Annotated in this window: 14 protein-coding genes; 9 read left to right on the top strand and 5 right to left on the bottom strand. The window is 66.1% G+C overall.

Annotated features, from left to right (window positions below; genetic code table 11):
• Positions 1-79 precede the first annotated feature (79 nt).
• Positions 80-2,110 carry a 2-oxoglutarate dehydrogenase, E2 component, dihydrolipoamide succinyltransferase gene (gene sucB, locus B842_RS09070; protein WP_052437846.1) on the bottom strand — a complete coding sequence of 677 codons (2,031 nt, stop codon included), beginning with the start codon at positions 2,108-2,110 and terminating at the stop codon, positions 80-82.
• A gap of 126 nt (positions 2,111-2,236) precedes the next feature.
• On the opposite strand from sucB, the gene B842_RS09065 reads away from it, so the two are divergent.
• Entirely contained in the window at positions 2,237-2,629 is a 393-nt protein-coding gene (locus B842_RS09065; protein WP_040086270.1) for a hypothetical protein, read from the top strand.
• An 86-nt stretch (positions 2,630-2,715) separates the two neighbouring features.
• Here the strand turns inward: B842_RS09065 and B842_RS09060 are convergent, their stop codons facing one another.
• Entirely contained in the window at positions 2,716-4,197 is a 1,482-nt protein-coding gene (locus B842_RS09060; protein WP_040086269.1) for a leucyl aminopeptidase, read from the bottom strand.
• 81 nt (positions 4,198-4,278) lie between these two features.
• Here B842_RS09060 and B842_RS09055 point away from each other — a divergent pair, with 81 nt between their 5' ends.
• Complete coding sequence (locus B842_RS09055; protein WP_040086268.1) at positions 4,279-5,403, top strand: branched-chain amino acid aminotransferase; 1,125 nt, start codon at positions 4,279-4,281, stop codon at positions 5,401-5,403.
• Here the strand turns inward: B842_RS09055 and B842_RS09050 are convergent.
• Positions 5,400-6,383: a nicotinate-nucleotide--dimethylbenzimidazole phosphoribosyltransferase gene (locus B842_RS09050; protein ID WP_040086266.1), complete on the bottom strand. Its 984-nt coding sequence runs from the start codon at positions 6,381-6,383 to the stop codon at positions 5,400-5,402. The genes B842_RS09055 and B842_RS09050 overlap by 4 nt on opposite strands.
• Before the next feature lie 16 nt (positions 6,384-6,399).
• Entirely contained in the window at positions 6,400-7,104 is a 705-nt protein-coding gene (locus tag B842_RS09045) for a DUF3043 domain-containing protein (protein WP_040086265.1), read from the bottom strand.
• 143 nt (positions 7,105-7,247) lie between these two features.
• Between B842_RS09045 and B842_RS09040 the strand changes: the two genes are divergently transcribed.
• Positions 7,248-7,592, top strand: a complete 345-nt coding sequence (locus tag B842_RS09040; RefSeq protein ID WP_040086263.1) for a HesB/IscA family protein — start codon at positions 7,248-7,250, stop codon at positions 7,590-7,592.
• A gap of 66 nt (positions 7,593-7,658) precedes the next feature.
• Here B842_RS09040 and asnB read toward each other — a convergent pair whose 3' ends face one another.
• Positions 7,659-9,581, bottom strand: coding sequence for an asparagine synthase (glutamine-hydrolyzing) (gene asnB, locus B842_RS09035; protein WP_040086261.1), 1,923 nt, complete (start codon positions 9,579-9,581; stop codon positions 7,659-7,661).
• A 414-nt stretch (positions 9,582-9,995) separates the two neighbouring features.
• On the opposite strand from asnB, the gene ctaC reads away from it, so the two are divergent.
• The 6 genes from ctaC to qcrB all read left to right on the top strand — a co-directional run bounded on the left by ctaC (position 9,996) and on the right by qcrB (position 16,470).
• A complete protein-coding gene (ctaC, locus tag B842_RS09030; protein ID WP_040086260.1) occupies positions 9,996-11,090 on the top strand; it encodes an aa3-type cytochrome oxidase subunit II in 1,095 nt (364 codons plus the stop codon).
• A 15-nt stretch (positions 11,091-11,105) separates the two neighbouring features.
• Entirely contained in the window at positions 11,106-11,537 is a 432-nt protein-coding gene (gene ctaF / locus B842_RS09025; RefSeq protein WP_040086259.1) for an aa3-type cytochrome oxidase subunit IV, read from the top strand.
• Positions 11,538-12,046: 509 nt separating this feature from the next.
• Positions 12,047-12,661: an aa3-type cytochrome oxidase subunit III gene (ctaE, locus tag B842_RS09020; protein ID WP_248700179.1), complete on the top strand. Its 615-nt coding sequence runs from the start codon at positions 12,047-12,049 to the stop codon at positions 12,659-12,661.
• A 64-nt stretch (positions 12,662-12,725) separates the two neighbouring features.
• Positions 12,726-13,625 carry a cytochrome bc1 complex diheme cytochrome c subunit gene (qcrC, locus tag B842_RS09015; RefSeq protein ID WP_174520284.1) on the top strand — a complete coding sequence of 300 codons (900 nt, stop codon included), beginning with the start codon at positions 12,726-12,728 and terminating at the stop codon, positions 13,623-13,625.
• Complete coding sequence (gene qcrA / locus B842_RS09010) at positions 13,622-14,842, top strand: cytochrome bc1 complex Rieske iron-sulfur subunit (protein WP_040086254.1); 1,221 nt, start codon at positions 13,622-13,624, stop codon at positions 14,840-14,842. The genes qcrC and qcrA overlap by 4 nt, the downstream gene beginning before the upstream one ends.
• The gene (qcrB, locus tag B842_RS09005; protein WP_040086253.1) at positions 14,842-16,470 is read left to right on the top strand and encodes a cytochrome bc1 complex cytochrome b subunit; all 1,629 of its coding nucleotides are present in this window, start codon (positions 14,842-14,844) and stop codon (positions 16,468-16,470) included. The genes qcrA and qcrB overlap by 1 nt, the downstream gene beginning before the upstream one ends.
• Positions 16,471-16,723: the final 253 nt, after the last annotated feature.

The following is a 16,723-nucleotide window of genomic DNA, read 5'->3' as shown; positions in this document are numbered from 1 at the left end:
ACCGGATGATTCCGATTATAAGAAGAAAACCGCCACCCGACCGGGAAGGTCAGGTGGCGGTCTCTCTCAGCGGGAGAGCTTAGAGGCCGAGGTCGGACTGGAAGTCCGCGGTCTCCAGGCGGTCCTTGATGGTGGTGATGAAGCGACCGGCGTCGGCACCGTCGATGACCTGGTGGTCGTAGGTGAACGGCAGGTAGCACATCTGGCGGATGGCGATCGAGTCGACGCCGTCATCGGTCACCACGACCGGACGCTTCTCGATGGCCGCGGTGCCCAGGATGCCGGCCTGCGGCGGGGTGAGCACCGGGGTGTCCAGCAGGGCACCCTCGGAACCGATGTTGGTGACCGTGAAGGTGCCGCCGGACAGGTCGTCCGGACGCAGCTTGCGGGTGCGGGCACGCTCGGCCAGGTCGGTGATGGCCGCGGCGATCTCGGCCAGGGACAGGTCCTGCGCCTTCTTGATCACCGGAACCAGCAGACCCTGCGGGGTGTCCACGGCGATGCCGATGTTGACGTCCGCGTGGTAGGTCATCTCCTTGGTCTCCGCGTTGTAGGACGCGTTGACGTTCGGGTGGGAGACGAGCGCCTCGGCGACAGCCTTGACGATGAACACCAGGTAGGTCGGGTTCGCGCCGTGCTTCGCGACGAAGGCCTCCTTGACCTGCGCACGCAGATCCGCGACACGCGTCATGTCGACTTCCTGGACGTGGGTCAGCTGCGCGGTGGTCTGCAGGGAGCGGATCATGGTCGCGGCAGTGATCTCGCGGATACGGTTCACCTTCTGGGTGGTACCGATCAGCTCGGCCTTCGCCGGGTCCACGGACTTGGTGGACCAGTTCGCGCGGGCACCCTTCTCGGCGGCCGGGGCGGCCTGTGCGCCACCCTCGGCGGCGGCCAGGACGTCCTGCTTGCGGATGCGGCCACCGACGCCGGTGCCCTCGACCTGGGTGAGATCGACGCCGTGCTTGTCGGCGAGCTTACGGACCAGCGGGGTCACGTACGGGACGTTGGCGTTGTCGACCTTCTTCGGGGCAGCCTTCTCCTCGGCCTTCGGCTCCGGCTTGGGCTCCTCCTTCTTCTCCTCGACCTTGGGCTCCGGCTTCGGCTCAGCCTTGGGCTCGGCCTTGGGGGCCTCCTTCTTCGGCTCCGGCTTCGGCTCGGCCTTCTTCGGGGCACCGGAACCGACGCGGGCGATGACCTCGCCGACGTCGACGGTCTCGTCCTCGTCAGCCAGGATCTCCAGCAGGGTGCCGGCGACCGGGGACGGGATCTCGGTGTCGACCTTGTCGGTGGAGACCTCGAGCAGCGGCTCGTCGACCTCGACGGTGTCGCCGACGGACTTCAGCCACTGGGTGATGGTGCCCTCGGTGACGGACTCGCCCAGCTCCGGCATCTCCACGTCGGTGGACTCGCCCTCGGCGGCGTCCTCCTCGGCGGGGGCGGCCTCGTCGACGGTCTCGTTCTCGTCCTTCGACTCGGCCTCCTCGATGGCCTCCTCGGAGGGGACGTCCTCGTCAGCGGAGTCAGCTGCGGCGTCGGCGTCACCGATGCGGGCGATGACCTCGCCGACGTCGACGGTCTCGTCCTCGTCGGCCAGGATCTCGATGAGGGTGCCGGCGACCGGGGAGGGGATCTCGGTGTCGACCTTGTCGGTGGAGACCTCGAGGAGCGGCTCGTCGACCTCGACGGTGTCGCCGACGGACTTCAGCCACTGGGTGATGGTGCCCTCGGTGACGGACTCGCCCAGCTCCGGCATCTCCACGTCGGTGGCCGGGCCGGAGGCCTTCGGGGCGGCCTTCTTCTCTTCCTTCGGCTCCTCGGCCGGAGCCTCCTCAGCCTCAGCCTCGGCGGAATCCGCGGTGGACTCCTCGCCCTCCTCACCGATGATGGCGATCACGGAGCCGACGTCGACGGTGTCGTCCTCGTCCGCCTTGATCTCCAGCAGCACGCCGGCCTTCGGGGACGGGATCTCGGTGTCGACCTTGTCGGTGGAGACCTCGAGCAGCGGCTCGTCCACCTCGACGCGGTCACCAACCTGCTTCAGCCACTGGGTGATGGTGCCTTCGGTGACGGATTCGCCCAGTTCGGGCATCTCTACGGAGAACGCCATAGTGTTTCTGACTCCTCGAAAGTCGTTAGTTGATCGATAGCTAATGACCCCAGCGTACCGGGTTTGATCAGCCTGGTGTCACCGAGTATCCCGTTAGAAGTTTCGGTGCATCTACAATTGTAAGGCGTGTTCAATCTATTCGGTCGCAACAAGTCCCGGTCCGGTCTCCGGCCACCTCGCGCCCCCGGTGAGACCATCCGCCCGGAGGACGCCGAGCACCTCCGTCAGTGGTGTGCGGGACGGGCCTTCGTGGAGGCCTTCGTGGAGCCGGAGACCGTGGTCAACGAGATGTCGGTGGTGCTTGTCGACGAACACGGCGAGTTCACCCGCCGCCGCATCGGCGGCCCCAAGGGCATCGACGCCGTGCAGAAGCTGCTCGGCGTCCCCGTCTACGACGTGGAGGAGACCGGGTACCCCCAGCGCATGCGGGAGCGGATCGAGTACGAGCGCATCCTGCGCAAGCGCGAGGAGCAGCGGCGGCGTCGGGCGGCCTTCGACCGGGGTGAACTGCCCGACTGATCCGGGCGTGGGGGAAAGGTGTGTAGCAGTGCGTGTTTCAGCTCCCTGAAACGGCACTGCTACACACCTTTCGACCTCCCCGACGGCTACTCGGAGGCGATCTCCGCCAGCAGCGCCAGGAAGGTGCGCACCGGGACGCCGGTGGCACGCTTCGGGGTGTAGCCGTGGACGGAGCCGGAGTTGAAGGACGGGCCGGCGATGTCCAGGTGGGCCCACTCGATGCCCTCGTCGATGAACTTCGACAGGTACAGGCCGGCGAACTCCATGCCGCCCCAGCGGGTGTTGTCGACGTTGCGCATGTCGGCGGTGGGGGACTTGATGGTCTCCTCGTGCTCCTCGAGCAGCGGCATGGCCCAGGCGGGCTCGCCGACGTCGCGGCCGGTGGCGGCGACGCGGTCGCGGAAGGCGTCGGAACCCATAACACCGGTGGTGCGGGTGCCCAGGGCGACCATCTGCGCACCGGTGAGGGTGGCGACCTCGAGCAGGTAGTCCGGCTTGTCCTCGGACGCGCGCGCGAGGGCGTCGGCAAGCACGAGGCGGCCCTCGGCGTCGGTGTTGATGATCTCGGAGGTCTGGCCGCCGTAGTGGGTGATCACGTCACCCGGGCGGGTGGCCCGGCCGTCGGGCATGTTCTCGGCGAGCGGCAGGGTGGCGGTGATGTGGACCGGCAGGTTGAGCTTCGCGGCGGCGATGACGGTGGCGGCGACGGCGGCGGAGCCACCCATGTCGGAGATCATGGCCTCCATGTTGGCGCCCGGCTTGAGGGAGATGCCGCCGGTGTCGAAGGTGATGCCCTTGCCGACCATCGCGACGGACTTCTTCGCCTTCTTCCTCGGGGACCAGGTGAGGCGCACCAGGCGCGGCCCGCGCTCGGAGCCCTGTCCGACGGCGAGGATGCCGCCGAAGCCCTGCTTGGCCAGTGACTTCTCGTCGAGGACCTCGACCTTGAGCCCGGCCGCCTTGCCCTCGTCGGCGAGCAGGCCGGCGTAGGTCTCGGGGTAGAGGTGGGAGGAGGGGGTGTTGACCAGGTCACGGGCGAGGGCGACGGCCTCGGCGGTGACGCGGGCGGTCTCGAACTCCTGCTTGTCGCCGCCGACGAACACGATCTTCTCGACGCCGCCGTTCTCCGCCTCCTCACTCCGGATGCCGCGGTAGTGGTACGCGCCGAGGATCAGGCCCTCGACGGCGGCGGCGAGGCCGAAGACACCCAGGGTGGTGGCGACGGTGCCGACCTTCTTCAGGGAGCGGGCGGCACATCCGGCGGCGCGGCGGAGGATCTCGTCGGTGAGCTCCTCCGCATCACCCAGGCCGACGGCGACCACGGACCTCTTGCGGAAGGGCACGCGCGTGATCTCGTTGGCCTTGCCCGTGGCACCGACGGCGGTGAGGGCGTCGAGGACCTCGCGGGAGGCGGCGTCGTCGAGAAGGACGGAGGCCGGCAGCTCCGGGCCGTCCTCACCGCAGAGGACGGGGACGAGCAGTGCGTCGGGGGTCTTCGGGGCCTTCTTGGCCAGCTCGACGGCGGGGGTGGTGCCGCGGGCGGGAAGGGTGAAAGTGGGGTTCGCCATGGAAAGTACCTCCTGAGATTGACAAGCGATGAACCCAGCTTATAGAGATCACCTCTGGGTCGTCGGTGTAGCGTGTTCCCCATGACGTCTCTCAATTTCACCGTGAACCGTACGAGCACCCCGACGTCCGATGAGGCGCGCGAGGAGATTCTGCAGAATCCGCGGTTCGGCAAGAACTTCACCGATCACATGGTCACCATCGAGTGGTCCGAGGACAAGGGCTGGCACGACGCCCGCGTGCGTCCCTACGAGGCCATCCCGATGGATCCCGCGACCACGGTGTTCCACTACGGCCAGGCGATCTTCGAGGGCATCAAGGCCTACCGTCAGCCGGACGGCTCCATCGCCACCTTCCGCCCGGAGCGCAACGCCGAGCGCATGCAGCGTTCCGCCGAGCGCATGGCCATGCCGCCGCTGCCGACCGAGGACTTCCTCGAGACGCTCCGCCTGCTTGTCGACGTCGACCGTGACTGGGTCCCCGCCGCCGGCGGCGAGGCCAGCCTCTACCTGCGTCCCTTCATGATCTCCACCGAGGTCTCCCTGGGCGTCAGCCCGGCCAACCGGTACACCTTCTTCGTCATCGCCTCCCCGGTCGGGGCGTACTTCACCGGTGGCGTCAAGCCGGTCTCCGTGTGGCTGAGCGAGGACTACGTCCGTGCCGCCCCGGGTGGCACCGGTGCCGCGAAGTTCGCCGGCAACTACGCCGCCTCCCTGCTCGCGCAGGCGCAGGCGGAGGAGAAGGGCTGCGACCAGGTCGTGTGGCTCGACGCCATCGAGCACACCTACATCGAGGAGATGGGTGGCATGAACCTGTTCTTCGTGTACGGCTCGGGTGACGACGTCACCGTGGCCACCCCCGAGCTCTCCGGCTCCCTCCTGCCGGGCGTCACCCGCGACTCCCTCCTGCAGGTCGCCCGCGATCTCGGCCACCGCACCGAGGAGCGGAGGATCTCCAAGTTCGACTGGCGCGACGACGTCGCCTCCGGTGCGATGACCGAGGCCATGGCCTGCGGCACAGCCGCCGTGATCACCCCGGTCGGCCGGGTCCTGTCCAACGACGGCGAGTTCCAGATCAATGACAACCAGCCGGGTGAGGTCACCATGGCCATGCGCGAGCGTCTCACCGACATCCAGCGCGGCCTGTACGAGGACACCCACGGCTGGGTGCACACCCTCGTCCCGGCTGAGGACCAGCCGGCGGACTAGTCGGCCAGCAGCTCGGCGGCGGCCCGCACCAGCGGGAGCGCCGCTAGCGCGCCGGTGCCCTGGCCGGCGTTCATGTCCAGGGCGACGAGAGGCGTGAGTTCGAGGGCCTGCAGCGCGATGAGGTGCGCGGGCTCCGGGGTCAGCTGCCCTGCCTGGCACCAGGGGGCGGTGCCGGGGGAGAGACGTTCCGCGAGGTAGGCGGCGACGGTGACGGGGGCGCCGTCGAGAAGCACGGGGGTGCGGCGTGCCGCGGCCTGCGCGATGAAGGCCACCAGTGCCACCAGGTCCGGGGAGGCGATCCGCCGCAGGACCTCCTCCGGGGTGCCCGTGGTGCCGCGGACGCGGAACATGGCGTCGCGGATCGCGGAGACCTTGATCTTCCACAGTTCATCGGTGATGCCGGAGCCCGGGCCGATCACGGCGACGGGTTCCGTGGCCGTGAACGCGCCCAGGACGGCGGCGGCCACGGTGGTGTTGCCCACCCCGAGGTCACCCGGGATGAGCAGGTCGGCACCCGAGTCGACCTCCTGGTCCGCGACCCGGCGGCCGATCTCGACGGCGCGGGCGAACTCCTCGACGCTCATGGCGTCCTCGACGTCGATGGAGCCGGTGGAGCGGCGCACCCGCTCCTCGCCCCACGCCTCGTGGTCGAGGGAGACGTCCACGAGGCGTACCGACGCCCCCGCCGCCCGCGCGAGCACGTTGACGGCACCGCCACCGCGCTCGATGTCCGCCGCGGTCTGCACCGAGTGCTCCGGCGGCAGCACCGACATGCCCCGGCGGGCGACGCCGTGGTCACCCGCGAACACCACCACCCGGCAGCGCTCCAGCGGGCGGGGCGGGAACGTGCCCTGGCAGGCGGCGACCCACGCCCCGAGCTCACGGAGGCGTCCCGTGCCGGAGAGTGCGGCGGATGCGAGCGCCTCCTCCCGGACCTGCTGGTCCGGGGTGGCGAGGGGCTCGGTGGCATCGAAAAGCATGGGGGCCTCCTGGGCTCTAGACCTTGTCGCCGATGTTCACGCGCGGCTTCGGCGAACGCCACTTACGCGGCTGCGTCATACGCGAGTAAGTGTAGAAGCCCAGACCGAGGCCCGTGGCCGTGCTGTCCGGGAACTTCTCCCGGACAGTGCGGTTGGCGGCCATGCCGGCCCACACGCCCTCGATGAAGAAGACGACCATGAGGGCCATCGCGATGAGCGACATGATGTTGGCGACGTCCGGGGCGAACGTGCCGATGAACAGGGTCACCAGCAGACCCAGCGCCACGGGGAGGACCCAGTTGTTGACGAAACGACGCGAGTCGACCCAGTCGCGCACGAGACGACGCTCCGGGCCCTGGTCGCGGGGCAGGAGGTAGCGCTCGTCGCCGTCGTCCATGGCCCGCTGGACCTCCTGCTGGCGCCTCCGGTTCTCGTCGCGCTCGCGGGACTTGTAGGCCTTCCACTCCTCTTTGGACATGGACTTCTTCAGTTCCTTGCGCTGCGCGCTGGCCTGCGCCGCCGACCGCGGTGCACGCGGGTCGCGGATGATGCCGCGCTCGATCTCGACCTCCCGACGCTTCGGCGTCGGACGGCCCTTCGGGGGTGTGTAGCCCTTGGGGTGCGCCGGGGCCGGGCTCTTGGGCTCGGCGGGGGAGGGGGTCGGCGTGGAGGTCGGCTCGACCGGGGAGGATTCATCGGATTTTTGCCAGGGGAGTTTCACGTGTCCCAGGCTACAAGGCCGGGAAAGGAGTCGGGAATACGGGTGGGCGCCCGCGCGTTGTGAATGTGTAAGCGCGCACCCCGGCCCCTGACGAGTATGGTGGGCGCGTAACGAAGCACTCAGTATGCAAGGAGATCACCACCATGACCGCTCCCGCCTCCAGCACCGGCGTCATCCTCACCGACGCCGCGGCCGCCAAGGCCAAGGCTCTGCTCGACCAGGAGGGCCGCGACGATCTGGCTCTGCGCATCGCCGTCCAGCCGGGCGGTTGCGCCGGCCTGCGGTACCAGCTCTACTTCGACGACCGTGAGCTCGACGGTGACAAGTCCGACGAGATCGGCGGCGTGCGCCTGGTCGTCGACAAGATGAGCGTGCCGTACCTCTCCGGCGCGAAGATCGACTTCTCCGACACCATCGAGTCCCAGGGCTTCACCATCGACAACCCGAACGCCGGCGGCGCCTGCGCCTGCGGCGACTCCTTCAACTAGGAGTCTATCGTCACGGGACGAAAGAGCGCCCGCACCATGGAGTGCGGGCGCTTTTCTGCGTCCGGGTCAGATGTCGACCGGGTAGTCCTTCTCCTCGATCTGCGGATCGATCCGGTCCTCGATGAAGATGCCGTGCCACACCATGAACGCCAGCACCGTCCACAGGCGGCGGGAGTGGTCGGAGATGCCGTCGCGGTGCTCCTTGAGCATCTCCAGCACCGCGCGGCGGTCGAAGATGTCGTCGGTCTGCGACTCGTTGATGGTGTCCTGGGCCCAGCCGAAGAGTTCGTCGCCGGCGAGCCAGTGACGCATCGGCACCGGGAAGCCCAGCTTTTTCCGGTGCAGGACGTGCGGCGGGACGATCTGCTCCATGGCCTTGCGCAGGGCGTACTTGGTGGTGCCCCCGGCGATCTTCAGGTCGTGCGGGATGGTCTGCGCCACGGCGAAGACCTCCTTGTCCAGGAACGGCACGCGCAGCTCCAGGGAGTTGGCCATGTTGATCTTGTCGGCCTTGACCAGGATGTCACCGCGCATCCAGGTGAACAGGTCGAGGTGCTGCATCCGGGCGACCGGGTCCATGTGGGTGGACTGGGCGTAGATCGGGGCGGTGACCTCCTTGTGGTCCCACTCCTCCTTCGCCCACGGCAGCACGCGCTTGAGCTGCTCGAAGTTGAAGGAGCGCGCGTTGCCGTAGTAGCGCTCCTCCATGGTCATGGAGCCGCGCTCGAGCAGCGACTTGCCCTTCATTCCGTCGGGCAGCACGCGGGAGAGGCGGCCGAGGCCGCGGCGCAGCGGGGTGGGGGCCTTCTCGAAGGGCGCCAGCGACAGCGGCTCCTTGTAGATGGTGTAGCCGCCGAAGAGCTCGTCCGCGCCCTCACCGGACAGGACGACCTTGACGTGCTTACGGGCCTCCTGGGCCACGAAGTACAGCGGAACGAGGGACGGGTCCGCCACCGGGTCGTCCAGGTACCACATGATCTTCGGGATCGCGGCGGCGTACTCTTCCGGGGAGACCACCTTGACGATGTGCTCCACGCCGATCGCCGCCGCCGACTCCGCGGCCACGTCGACCTCGGAGTAGCCCTCGCGCTCGAAACCGGTGGTGAAGGTGAGGAGATCCGGGTTGTGGCGCTTGGCCAGCGTGGCGATCGCGGTCGAGTCGATGCCGCCGGAGAGGAAGGAGCCCACGGTGACGTCGGCACGCATGTGCTTCTCGACGGAATCCTCCAGTGCGCGGGCGATCCGGTCGAAGAGGTCCTGCTCCCCGCCCTTGGGCACCGGGGTAACGTCGAAACGCGGCTTGAAGTAGCGGCGGGCGACGACCTCCCCGCCGGCGCGCAGCGTCGCCGTGCAGCCGGACTCGAGGCGGCGCACGGAGGCGTGGAGGGACTCCGGCTCCGGCACGTACTGTAGGTCGACGTAGTGCTCGATGGCGCGACGGTCAAGGTCCAGGCCGAGACCGAGCTCCGGGGCCATCTCCAGGATCGACTTCTTCTCGGAGGAGAATACGGTGCCGGCCGGGGTGGTGGCGTAGAACAGCGGCTTGATGCCGAACTGGTCGCGGCCGACGAACAGGACCTTCTCCTCGGTGTCCCAGATGGCGAAGGCGAACATGCCGCGCAGGTGCTCGACGACGTCCTCACCCCAGTGGTGGTAGCCGACGACGATGGTCTCCGAGTCGCCGCGGGTACGGAACTCGTACCCGGCGGCGCTGAGCTCCTCGCGGAGTTCGACGTAGTTGTAGATCTCGCCGTTGAAGATGAGGGCGTAGCGCTCCGGCGACTCCTCCGGACCCCAGACCAGCGGCTGGTGCGAGTGCTCCAGGTCGACGATCGAGAGCCGGTTGAAGCCGAAGACGACGTCCTCGTCGTGCCAGGTGCCTGCGTCGTCCGGGCCGCGGTGGCGCATGCACGGCAGGGCCCGGGTCACAGCGTCGACGAAGGCCTCTGCGTCACCGCCGGCGGTGAGCATGCCAAGAAAGCCGCACATGTGGAATTGTTCTCCTCATATATAACGAAAGTGTCCGGTCCTACGATACGGCGCGGGGGCGTCGGGAAGCGACACCGGCACGAGATAGCGGCGGAGTGCTTGTCGACGCCGTTCCGTCCCAGGTCCGGCAGGGGGTAGTAAGGACGGATATATGGGTGGATACTTTCGGATGATCCCGCGACCTGCGGATTGTGAGATGGGTTACACGGATTCGGGAGGGGGTGGCCCATCATTCGTGAGTAAGCCCATATGGGCTGTAACATCCGGGGTACTTCGAGGGGCACCGGTGGCATCCGGAAGATCTCGGCAGGATGGAAAGAGCATGGATAACCACCGTGAATGAACTATCCTGCTGTATCAGGAATGCTTAAACCAGTGTTCAAGGATTTAGTGTGGACAGGAAGGCAGACACACGTGGAACAGCGTAAGAAGCGCGGCTTCGCCCGTAAGGCGGGTCTCGGCGGTGTGATGGCTCTTGGTGGCCTCGCCCTCGCCGCTTGTGACGTCGCTCCGCCGGAGAGCGTCGGCAGGATCATCGGTATGGGTTGGCCGACGGGTATCACCCCGGAGGCGACCGCCATGTACAACTTCTGGGTCTGGGTGTGGGTCACCGCCTGGATCATCGGCATCATCATGTGGGCTCTCATGCTCGTCGCCGTCTTCAGCTGGAACGCCAAGAAGGCTGAGAAGCGCGGCGAGGGCGAGTTCCCGAAGCAGCTGCAGTACAACGTTCCCCTGGAGCTTGTCCTGACCATCATGCCGATCTTCATCGTCATGGGCCTGTTCTTCTTCACGGTCCAGACCCAGCAGAAGGTCACCGCCCTGGACAAGAACCCGGAGGTCGTCGTCGACGTGACCGCCTTCCAGTGGAACTGGAAGTTCGGCTACCAGAACGTCGCCGCCAACCTGAGCCCGACCGGCTCCGAGTACAACGGCGTCGACGAGGAGCGCACGGCCCTGGCCGAGGCCTCCAAGTACGACGACCCGGAGCTCGTGAAGAACCCGAACCCGATTCACGGCATGTCCAAGGGTGACCAGTCCTACCTCCACTTCAACCAGATCGAGACCGTCGGCACCACCGACGAGATCCCGGTCCTGGTTCTCCCGAGCAACACCCCGGTCGAGTTCCAGCTCGCCTCCGGCGATGTCGCCCACTCCTTCTGGATCCCGGAGTTCCTCTTCAAGCGTGACGCCTACGCTCACCCGGAGGCCAACCAGCAGCAGCGTGCCTTCCAGATCGAGGCCATCGAGGAAGAGGGTGCCTTCGTCGGCCGCTGTGCCGAGATGTGCGGTACCTACCACGCCATGATGAACTTCGAGCTGCGTGTCGTCTCCCCGGAGGCCTTCACCCAGTACATCCAGTTCCGCATGGACAACCCGGACGCCCCGAACTCCGAGGCCCTGGCTGCGATCGGTGAGGCTCCGTACGCCACCACCACCCACCCGTTCAACTCGTCCCGTCAGACCTGGGACGGCGAGAACTACGTCGACCACAACGCCAACATCTAACGGAGGATTGTCACCATGAACTCTGGTTCTAAACTGATGTACGGCATCGCAGCCTTCCTGGCTCTGATGGCTGTGATCTACACCTTCGGCACCGGCTTCGTCGCAGAGGACGGCTACGGCGGACGCACCGAGTGGGTCGGCATCACCGCGCTGGTCCTCTCCACCGCCCTGGCTCTCATGCTCGGCGTCTACCTCCACTTCACCGACTCCCGCTCTGACGTCCTCCCCGAGGACTGGGAAGAGGCTGAGGTCGAGGACAAGGCCGGCATCCTCGGCTTCTTCTCCCCGGGCTCCATCTACCCGGCATGGATGGCCAGCGCCGTCGGTGTCCTGGGTCTGGGTATCGCCTTCTGGCACTTCTGGCTCATCGCCATGGGCGCGATCCTGCTGATCTGGGGTACCTACAACCTCAGCATGCAGTACGGCCTGCCGAAGGAAAAGCACTAGTCTTCCCGGCGTAAGCCACACGAATCACGAACGAGGCACTCGTCCCCACCCAGGGGGCGGGTGCCTCGTCGTGCTTCCCGTCCCTCTCCCTCCCACGCGCCAGGCTGGAAGCTGTATGGGAGGAGCGTGGGGTCGAGGTGTGGGCGGCCGCTGAAAAGCCGGGAAACCGCAGGTAGGAGGGGGTCAACCGAAAGTTGGAAACCAGGGTTGAGTTCCCCTGGGGGGTGTGATTTACATCTCTTACCCCCCACGTGTCGAATGCAGGACTGTGCCCTGGTTTTGGGGTAGGGTTACGCCAAACGAGTGTCGCAGGGGGTGTGGCACCGAACCCGGGGAAATGACCTGCACTTTTAGAGCGTCGGATGTCTCCCGGAAAAGTTCCCGCGGGTGTAGCAGAATTTTTCGGGGGCCCTTCAACAAACAAAACCGCAGGTGAAAATCAGAAATCCCTCACGTGAGCGGGGGGAGTTGAAGTGACTTTGCCGCCCGGAGCGGTCATACTAGTCAGCGTGACGAGCGCAGTTTCAAACTCAGGTATGGCAGCACCACAGCGTGTTCCCGCACTGAACCGACCCAACATGGTCAGTGTCGGCACGATTGTGTTCCTGTCTCAGGAATTGATGTTCTTCGCCGGACTCTTCGCGATGTACTTCACCTCGCGTGCGAACGGCCTGGCAGGCGACTGGAACGAACAGACGGCAAATCTCAACGTCCTGTTCGGTTTCATCATCACCAGTATTCTGGTCGCCTCCTCGGTCACCTCGCAGTTCGGCGTCTTCGCAGCAGAAAGGGGTGACGTTTACGGTCTCCGTCGTTGGTACCTCATCACCGTCGCGCTGGCAGTGGGATTCCTCTGCTTCCTCGCGTACGAGTGGTACGAGCTGATCATTCACGGAGTGACCGTCCAGTCGAGCGTCTTCGGCTCGGTCTTCTACATCATCACGGGCTTCCACGCTCTGCACGTGTCGGCAGGTGTTATCGCCTTCCTCGTCGTGCTCCGTCGTGTGACCGTGTCCAAGTTCACGCCGGCACAGGCCACCGCCGCCATGGCAGTGTCCTACTACTGGCACTTCGTTGACGTCATTTGGGTCGGCGTCTTCATCACTCTCTACCTTGTCCAGTAGGCCGTAGCCTGCCGAGCAATCGGCCTGCAGCCATTCACTTTCCGCAACCGAATTTCAAAGGAAAATGATGGATACCAATCCGAACATCGCCGCCAACGGCGACACCTCCGCTGTGTCGTCCGCGTCGGCCAAGAAGGCCCGCAGCCGCCGCAAGATGCGCCGGACTGCCGTCGGAGCCTTCGCGCTCACCCTGGGTCTGACCGGTGCCGGCGTTCTCGCCACCGCAATCACCCCGGACGCGCAGGTCGCCACCGCACAGCGTGACGACCAGGCTCTCATCCAGGAGGGCAAGGACATCTATGACGTGGCCTGCATCACCTGCCACGGCGCCAACCTGCAGGGTGTCAAGGACCGCGGTCCCTCCCTGATCGGTGTCGGCGAAGGTGCCGTCTACTTCCAGGTGCACTCCGGCCGTATGCCGATGATGTCCAACGACGCTCAGGCCGAGCGTAAGGCCCCGCGTTACACCGAGAACCAGGCCCTCGCCATAGCCGCCTTCGTGGCAGCCAACGGCGGCGGCCCGGAGCTCGTGTACAACGAGGACGGCACCCTTGCCATGGAGGAGCTCCGCGGCAAGAACTACAACGGCATGATCGACGCCCGGGACATCGCCCGTGGTGGCGAGCTGTTCCGTCTGAACTGCGCCTCCTGCCACAGCTTCACCGGCCGTGGCGGCGCACTGTCCTCCGGTAAGTACGCACCGACGCTGGATTTCGCCAACGAGCAGGAGATCTACCAGGCCATGCTCACCGGCCCGCAGAACATGCCGAAGTTCTCCGACCGCCAGCTCTCCGCTGACGAGAAGAAGGACATCATCGCCTTCATCAAGGCGACCAAGGAGACCCCGTCCCCGGGTGGCTGGGGCCTCGGCGGCCTCGGCCCGGTCTCTGAGGGTATGGCCATGTGGTTCATCGGCATCACCATCCTTGGTCTTGCCGCTATGTGGATTGGATCGCGTTCATGAGCAACGAAGTGAAGAAGAACTACACCAACCAGGAACTCAACGCGATGAGCAACGACGAGCTCGCGCGTCTGGGTACTGAGCTGGATGATGTGACCGTCGCCTTCCGTAAGGAGCGCTTCCCGGTCGCCAACGATCCGGCTGAGAAGCGTGCGGCCCGTGCGGTCACCATCTGGGTGCTCGTCGGCATCATCGCCGCCATCGCCTTCCTCGGCGTCTACATCTTCTGGCCGTGGGAGTTCAAGAACCTCGGTGAGGAAGGCCACCTCTTCCACACCTTCTACACCCCGCTGCTGGGTCTGACCTCGGGCATCTCGATCGTCGCCCTGGGTATCGCCGTGGTCCTCTACGTGAAGACCATCGTCCCGGAGGAGATCTCCGTCCAGCGTCGTCATGACGGCCCCTCCTCCGAGGTCGACCGTCGCACCCTGACCGCGCTGCTCAACGACTCCTGGGAGACCTCCACCCTCGGCCGCCGCAAGGCGCTGCAGGGTCTGCTCGGCGGTGCCGGCATCCTCTTCGGTCTGGTCGTCGTCGCCCCGCTGGGCGGCATGATCAAGAACCCGTGGAAGCGCGGCGAGCTGGGCATCATGGGTGACGGCACCCTGTGGACCTCCGGCTGGACCCTCCACGAGCAGGGCGTCAAGCTCTACCTCGCCCGTGACACCGGCGCCATCGCCGAGCAGCACTCCGGCGAGACCGGTTCCCACTGGACCACCGTAGGCGTCTCCCGCCTCGTGCGTGTCCGCCCGGAGGACCTGGACGCCGGCGGCATGGAGACCGTCTACCCGCTGCCGACCTCCCTGGTCAACGACGGCGACATGTACAACCCGGAGCGTGACGTCTACGAGGAGCACATGCACTCCGTGCACGGTCCGCGTAACCCTGTCATGCTGATCCGTCTGCGCACCTCCGATGCCGAGAAGGCCATCGAGCGTGAGGGCCAGGAGGACTTCCACTACGGCGACTACTACGCGTACTCCAAGATCTGCACGCACATCGCCTGCCCGACCTCTCTGTACGAGGCTCAGACCAACCGCATCCTGTGCCCGTGCCACCAGTCTCAGTTCGACGCACTGCAGTACGGCAAGCCGGTGTTCGGCCCGGCCGCCCGTGCACTGCCGCAGCTGCCGATCACTGTCGACGAAGAGGGTTACCTCATCGCCAAGGGCAACTTCATCGAGCCCGTTGGCCCTGCATTCTGGGAGCGTAAGTCCTAATGAGCAACAAGCTGGCACAAGCTGCCGACAACATTGATTCGCGCTACACCGCGTCCGGTCTGCTGCGTCCGCAGCTGAACAAGGTGTTCCCGACCCACTGGTCCTTCATGCTCGGTGAGATGGCTCTCTACAGCTTCATCATCCTGCTGCTGACTGGTGTCTACCTGGCGCTGTTCTTCGACCCTTCCATCACCAAGGTGATCTACGACGGCGGCTACCTGCCGCTCAACGGTGTCGAAATGTCCCGTGCCTACGCAACCGCACTGGACATCTCCTTCGAGGTCCGCGGTGGACTCTTCGTCCGCCAGATGCACCACTGGGCCGCCCTGATGTTCATGATGGCCATGGTCGCGCACATGCTGCGTGTCTTCTTCACCGGTGCGTTCCGACGCCCGCGTGAGGCCAACTGGATCATCGGCTGCACCCTGATCATCCTGGGCATGGCCGAGGGCTTCATGGGTTACTCCCTCCCGGATGACCTGCTCTCCGGCGTCGGCCTCCGCATCATGTCCGCCATCATCCTGGGTCTGCCGATCATGGGCACCTGGCTGCACTGGCTGATCTTCGGCGGCGACTTCCCGTCCGACCTCATGCTCAACCGTTTCTACATCGCACACGTGCTCATCCTGCCGGGCATCATCCTCGGCCTGATCGCCGCTCACCTGGCGCTGGTCTGGTACCAGAAGCACACCCAGTTCCCGGGTGCCGGCCGCACCGAGAACAACGTCGTCGGTGTCCGCATCATGCCGGTCTTCGCGACCAAGGCCATCGGCTACGGTCTCCTGACCGCCGGTGTCCTGGCCCTGATGTCCGGCCTCACCACGATCAACGCGATCTGGAACATCGGCCCCTACAACCCGTCGCAGGTTTCCGCAGGTTCCCAGCCTGACGTCTACATGCTGTGGACTGATGGTGTCGCCCGTGTCATGCCGGCGTGGGAGCTGTACATCGGCAACTACACCATCCCGTCCGCCTTCTGGGTCGCACTGGTCTGTGGTGCCATGGTTGTCCTGCTGTTCGCATACCCGTGGATCGAGAAGAACGCCACCGGCGACGACGCCCACCACAACCTGCTGCAGCGTCCGCGCGACGTTCCGGTCCGTACCGGCATCGGTGCGATGGCCATCACCTTCTTCCTGCTGGTGACCATCTCCGGTGGTAACGACCACATCGCGCACTTCTTCCAGATCTCGCTGAACGCCATGACCTGGTTCGGTCGTATCGGTGTCATCATCCTGCCGCCGATCGCGTACTACATCACCCACCGCATCTGTGTCGGCCTGCAGCGTTCTGACCGCGCAGTGCTCGAGCACGGCATCGAGACCGGTGTCATCAAGCAGATGCCGAACGGTGCCTTCGTGGAGATCCACCAGCCGCTCGGCCCGGTCGATGAGCACGGCCACCCGGTTCCGCTGGCATACGCCGGCGCCACCGTCCCGAAGCGCATGAACCAGCTGGGCTTCGCTGACCGCATCGCCCGTGGTTCCCTCATCAAGGCCGACGACCAGCGTTTCACCGACGCTGCCGTCGAGACCGCACACGCCAACGAGCGTGAGGAGAAGGCCATGCTGGAGAACCTCCAGGAGGCCAACCGCGCGAAGGACCGCGAGGCCGGCCTGCTCGACTAGGCCACGCCTGCAGTTTCCACTGCGCTCACGAGTTGAGACCCCGCTTCCCCGGTACCTGGGGGAGGCGGGGTCTCCTCGTTTCTGCGGGCCTGTGTGTCCGTGTGGGCGCAAGCACGGACTCTGACCCCTTCTGGCTTGGCTGAACGACGCATCACCGTCGTCTCGGCTGCCGTCTCGGTGTACCTCCTCATTTCTCACGGGTGGGGGTGCTAGTCCGAGGTGGAGACTGCTACCGAGCTCTGGATCCGGGCTG

The sequence above is a fragment of the Corynebacterium humireducens NBRC 106098 = DSM 45392 genome, from assembly GCF_000819445.1.
Classification (GTDB): domain Bacteria; phylum Actinomycetota; class Actinomycetes; order Mycobacteriales; family Mycobacteriaceae; genus Corynebacterium; species Corynebacterium humireducens.
The sequence above is the reverse complement of the archived record's forward strand: the minus strand, read 5'-3'. Positions and strand labels throughout refer to the sequence as shown.

Coding starts and splice junctions, on each gene's coding strand:
- sucB (WP_052437846.1), bottom strand. CDS start 2,110: ATGGCGTTCTCCGTAGAGATGCCCGAACTGGGCGAATCCGTCACCGAA.
- B842_RS09060 (WP_040086269.1), bottom strand. CDS start 4,197: ATGGCGAACCCCACTTTCACCCTTCCCGCCCGCGGCACCACCCCCGCC.
- B842_RS09055 (WP_040086268.1), top strand. CDS start 4,279: ATGACGTCTCTCAATTTCACCGTGAACCGTACGAGCACCCCGACGTCC.
- B842_RS09050 (WP_040086266.1), bottom strand. CDS start 6,383: ATGCTTTTCGATGCCACCGAGCCCCTCGCCACCCCGGACCAGCAGGTC.
- B842_RS09040 (WP_040086263.1), top strand. CDS start 7,248: ATGACCGCTCCCGCCTCCAGCACCGGCGTCATCCTCACCGACGCCGCG.
- asnB (WP_040086261.1), bottom strand. CDS start 9,581: ATGTGCGGCTTTCTTGGCATGCTCACCGCCGGCGGTGACGCAGAGGCC.
- ctaF (WP_040086259.1), top strand. CDS start 11,106: ATGAACTCTGGTTCTAAACTGATGTACGGCATCGCAGCCTTCCTGGCT.
- qcrC (WP_174520284.1), top strand. CDS start 12,726: ATGATGGATACCAATCCGAACATCGCCGCCAACGGCGACACCTCCGCT.
- qcrA (WP_040086254.1), top strand. CDS start 13,622: ATGAGCAACGAAGTGAAGAAGAACTACACCAACCAGGAACTCAACGCG.
- qcrB (WP_040086253.1), top strand. CDS start 14,842: ATGAGCAACAAGCTGGCACAAGCTGCCGACAACATTGATTCGCGCTAC.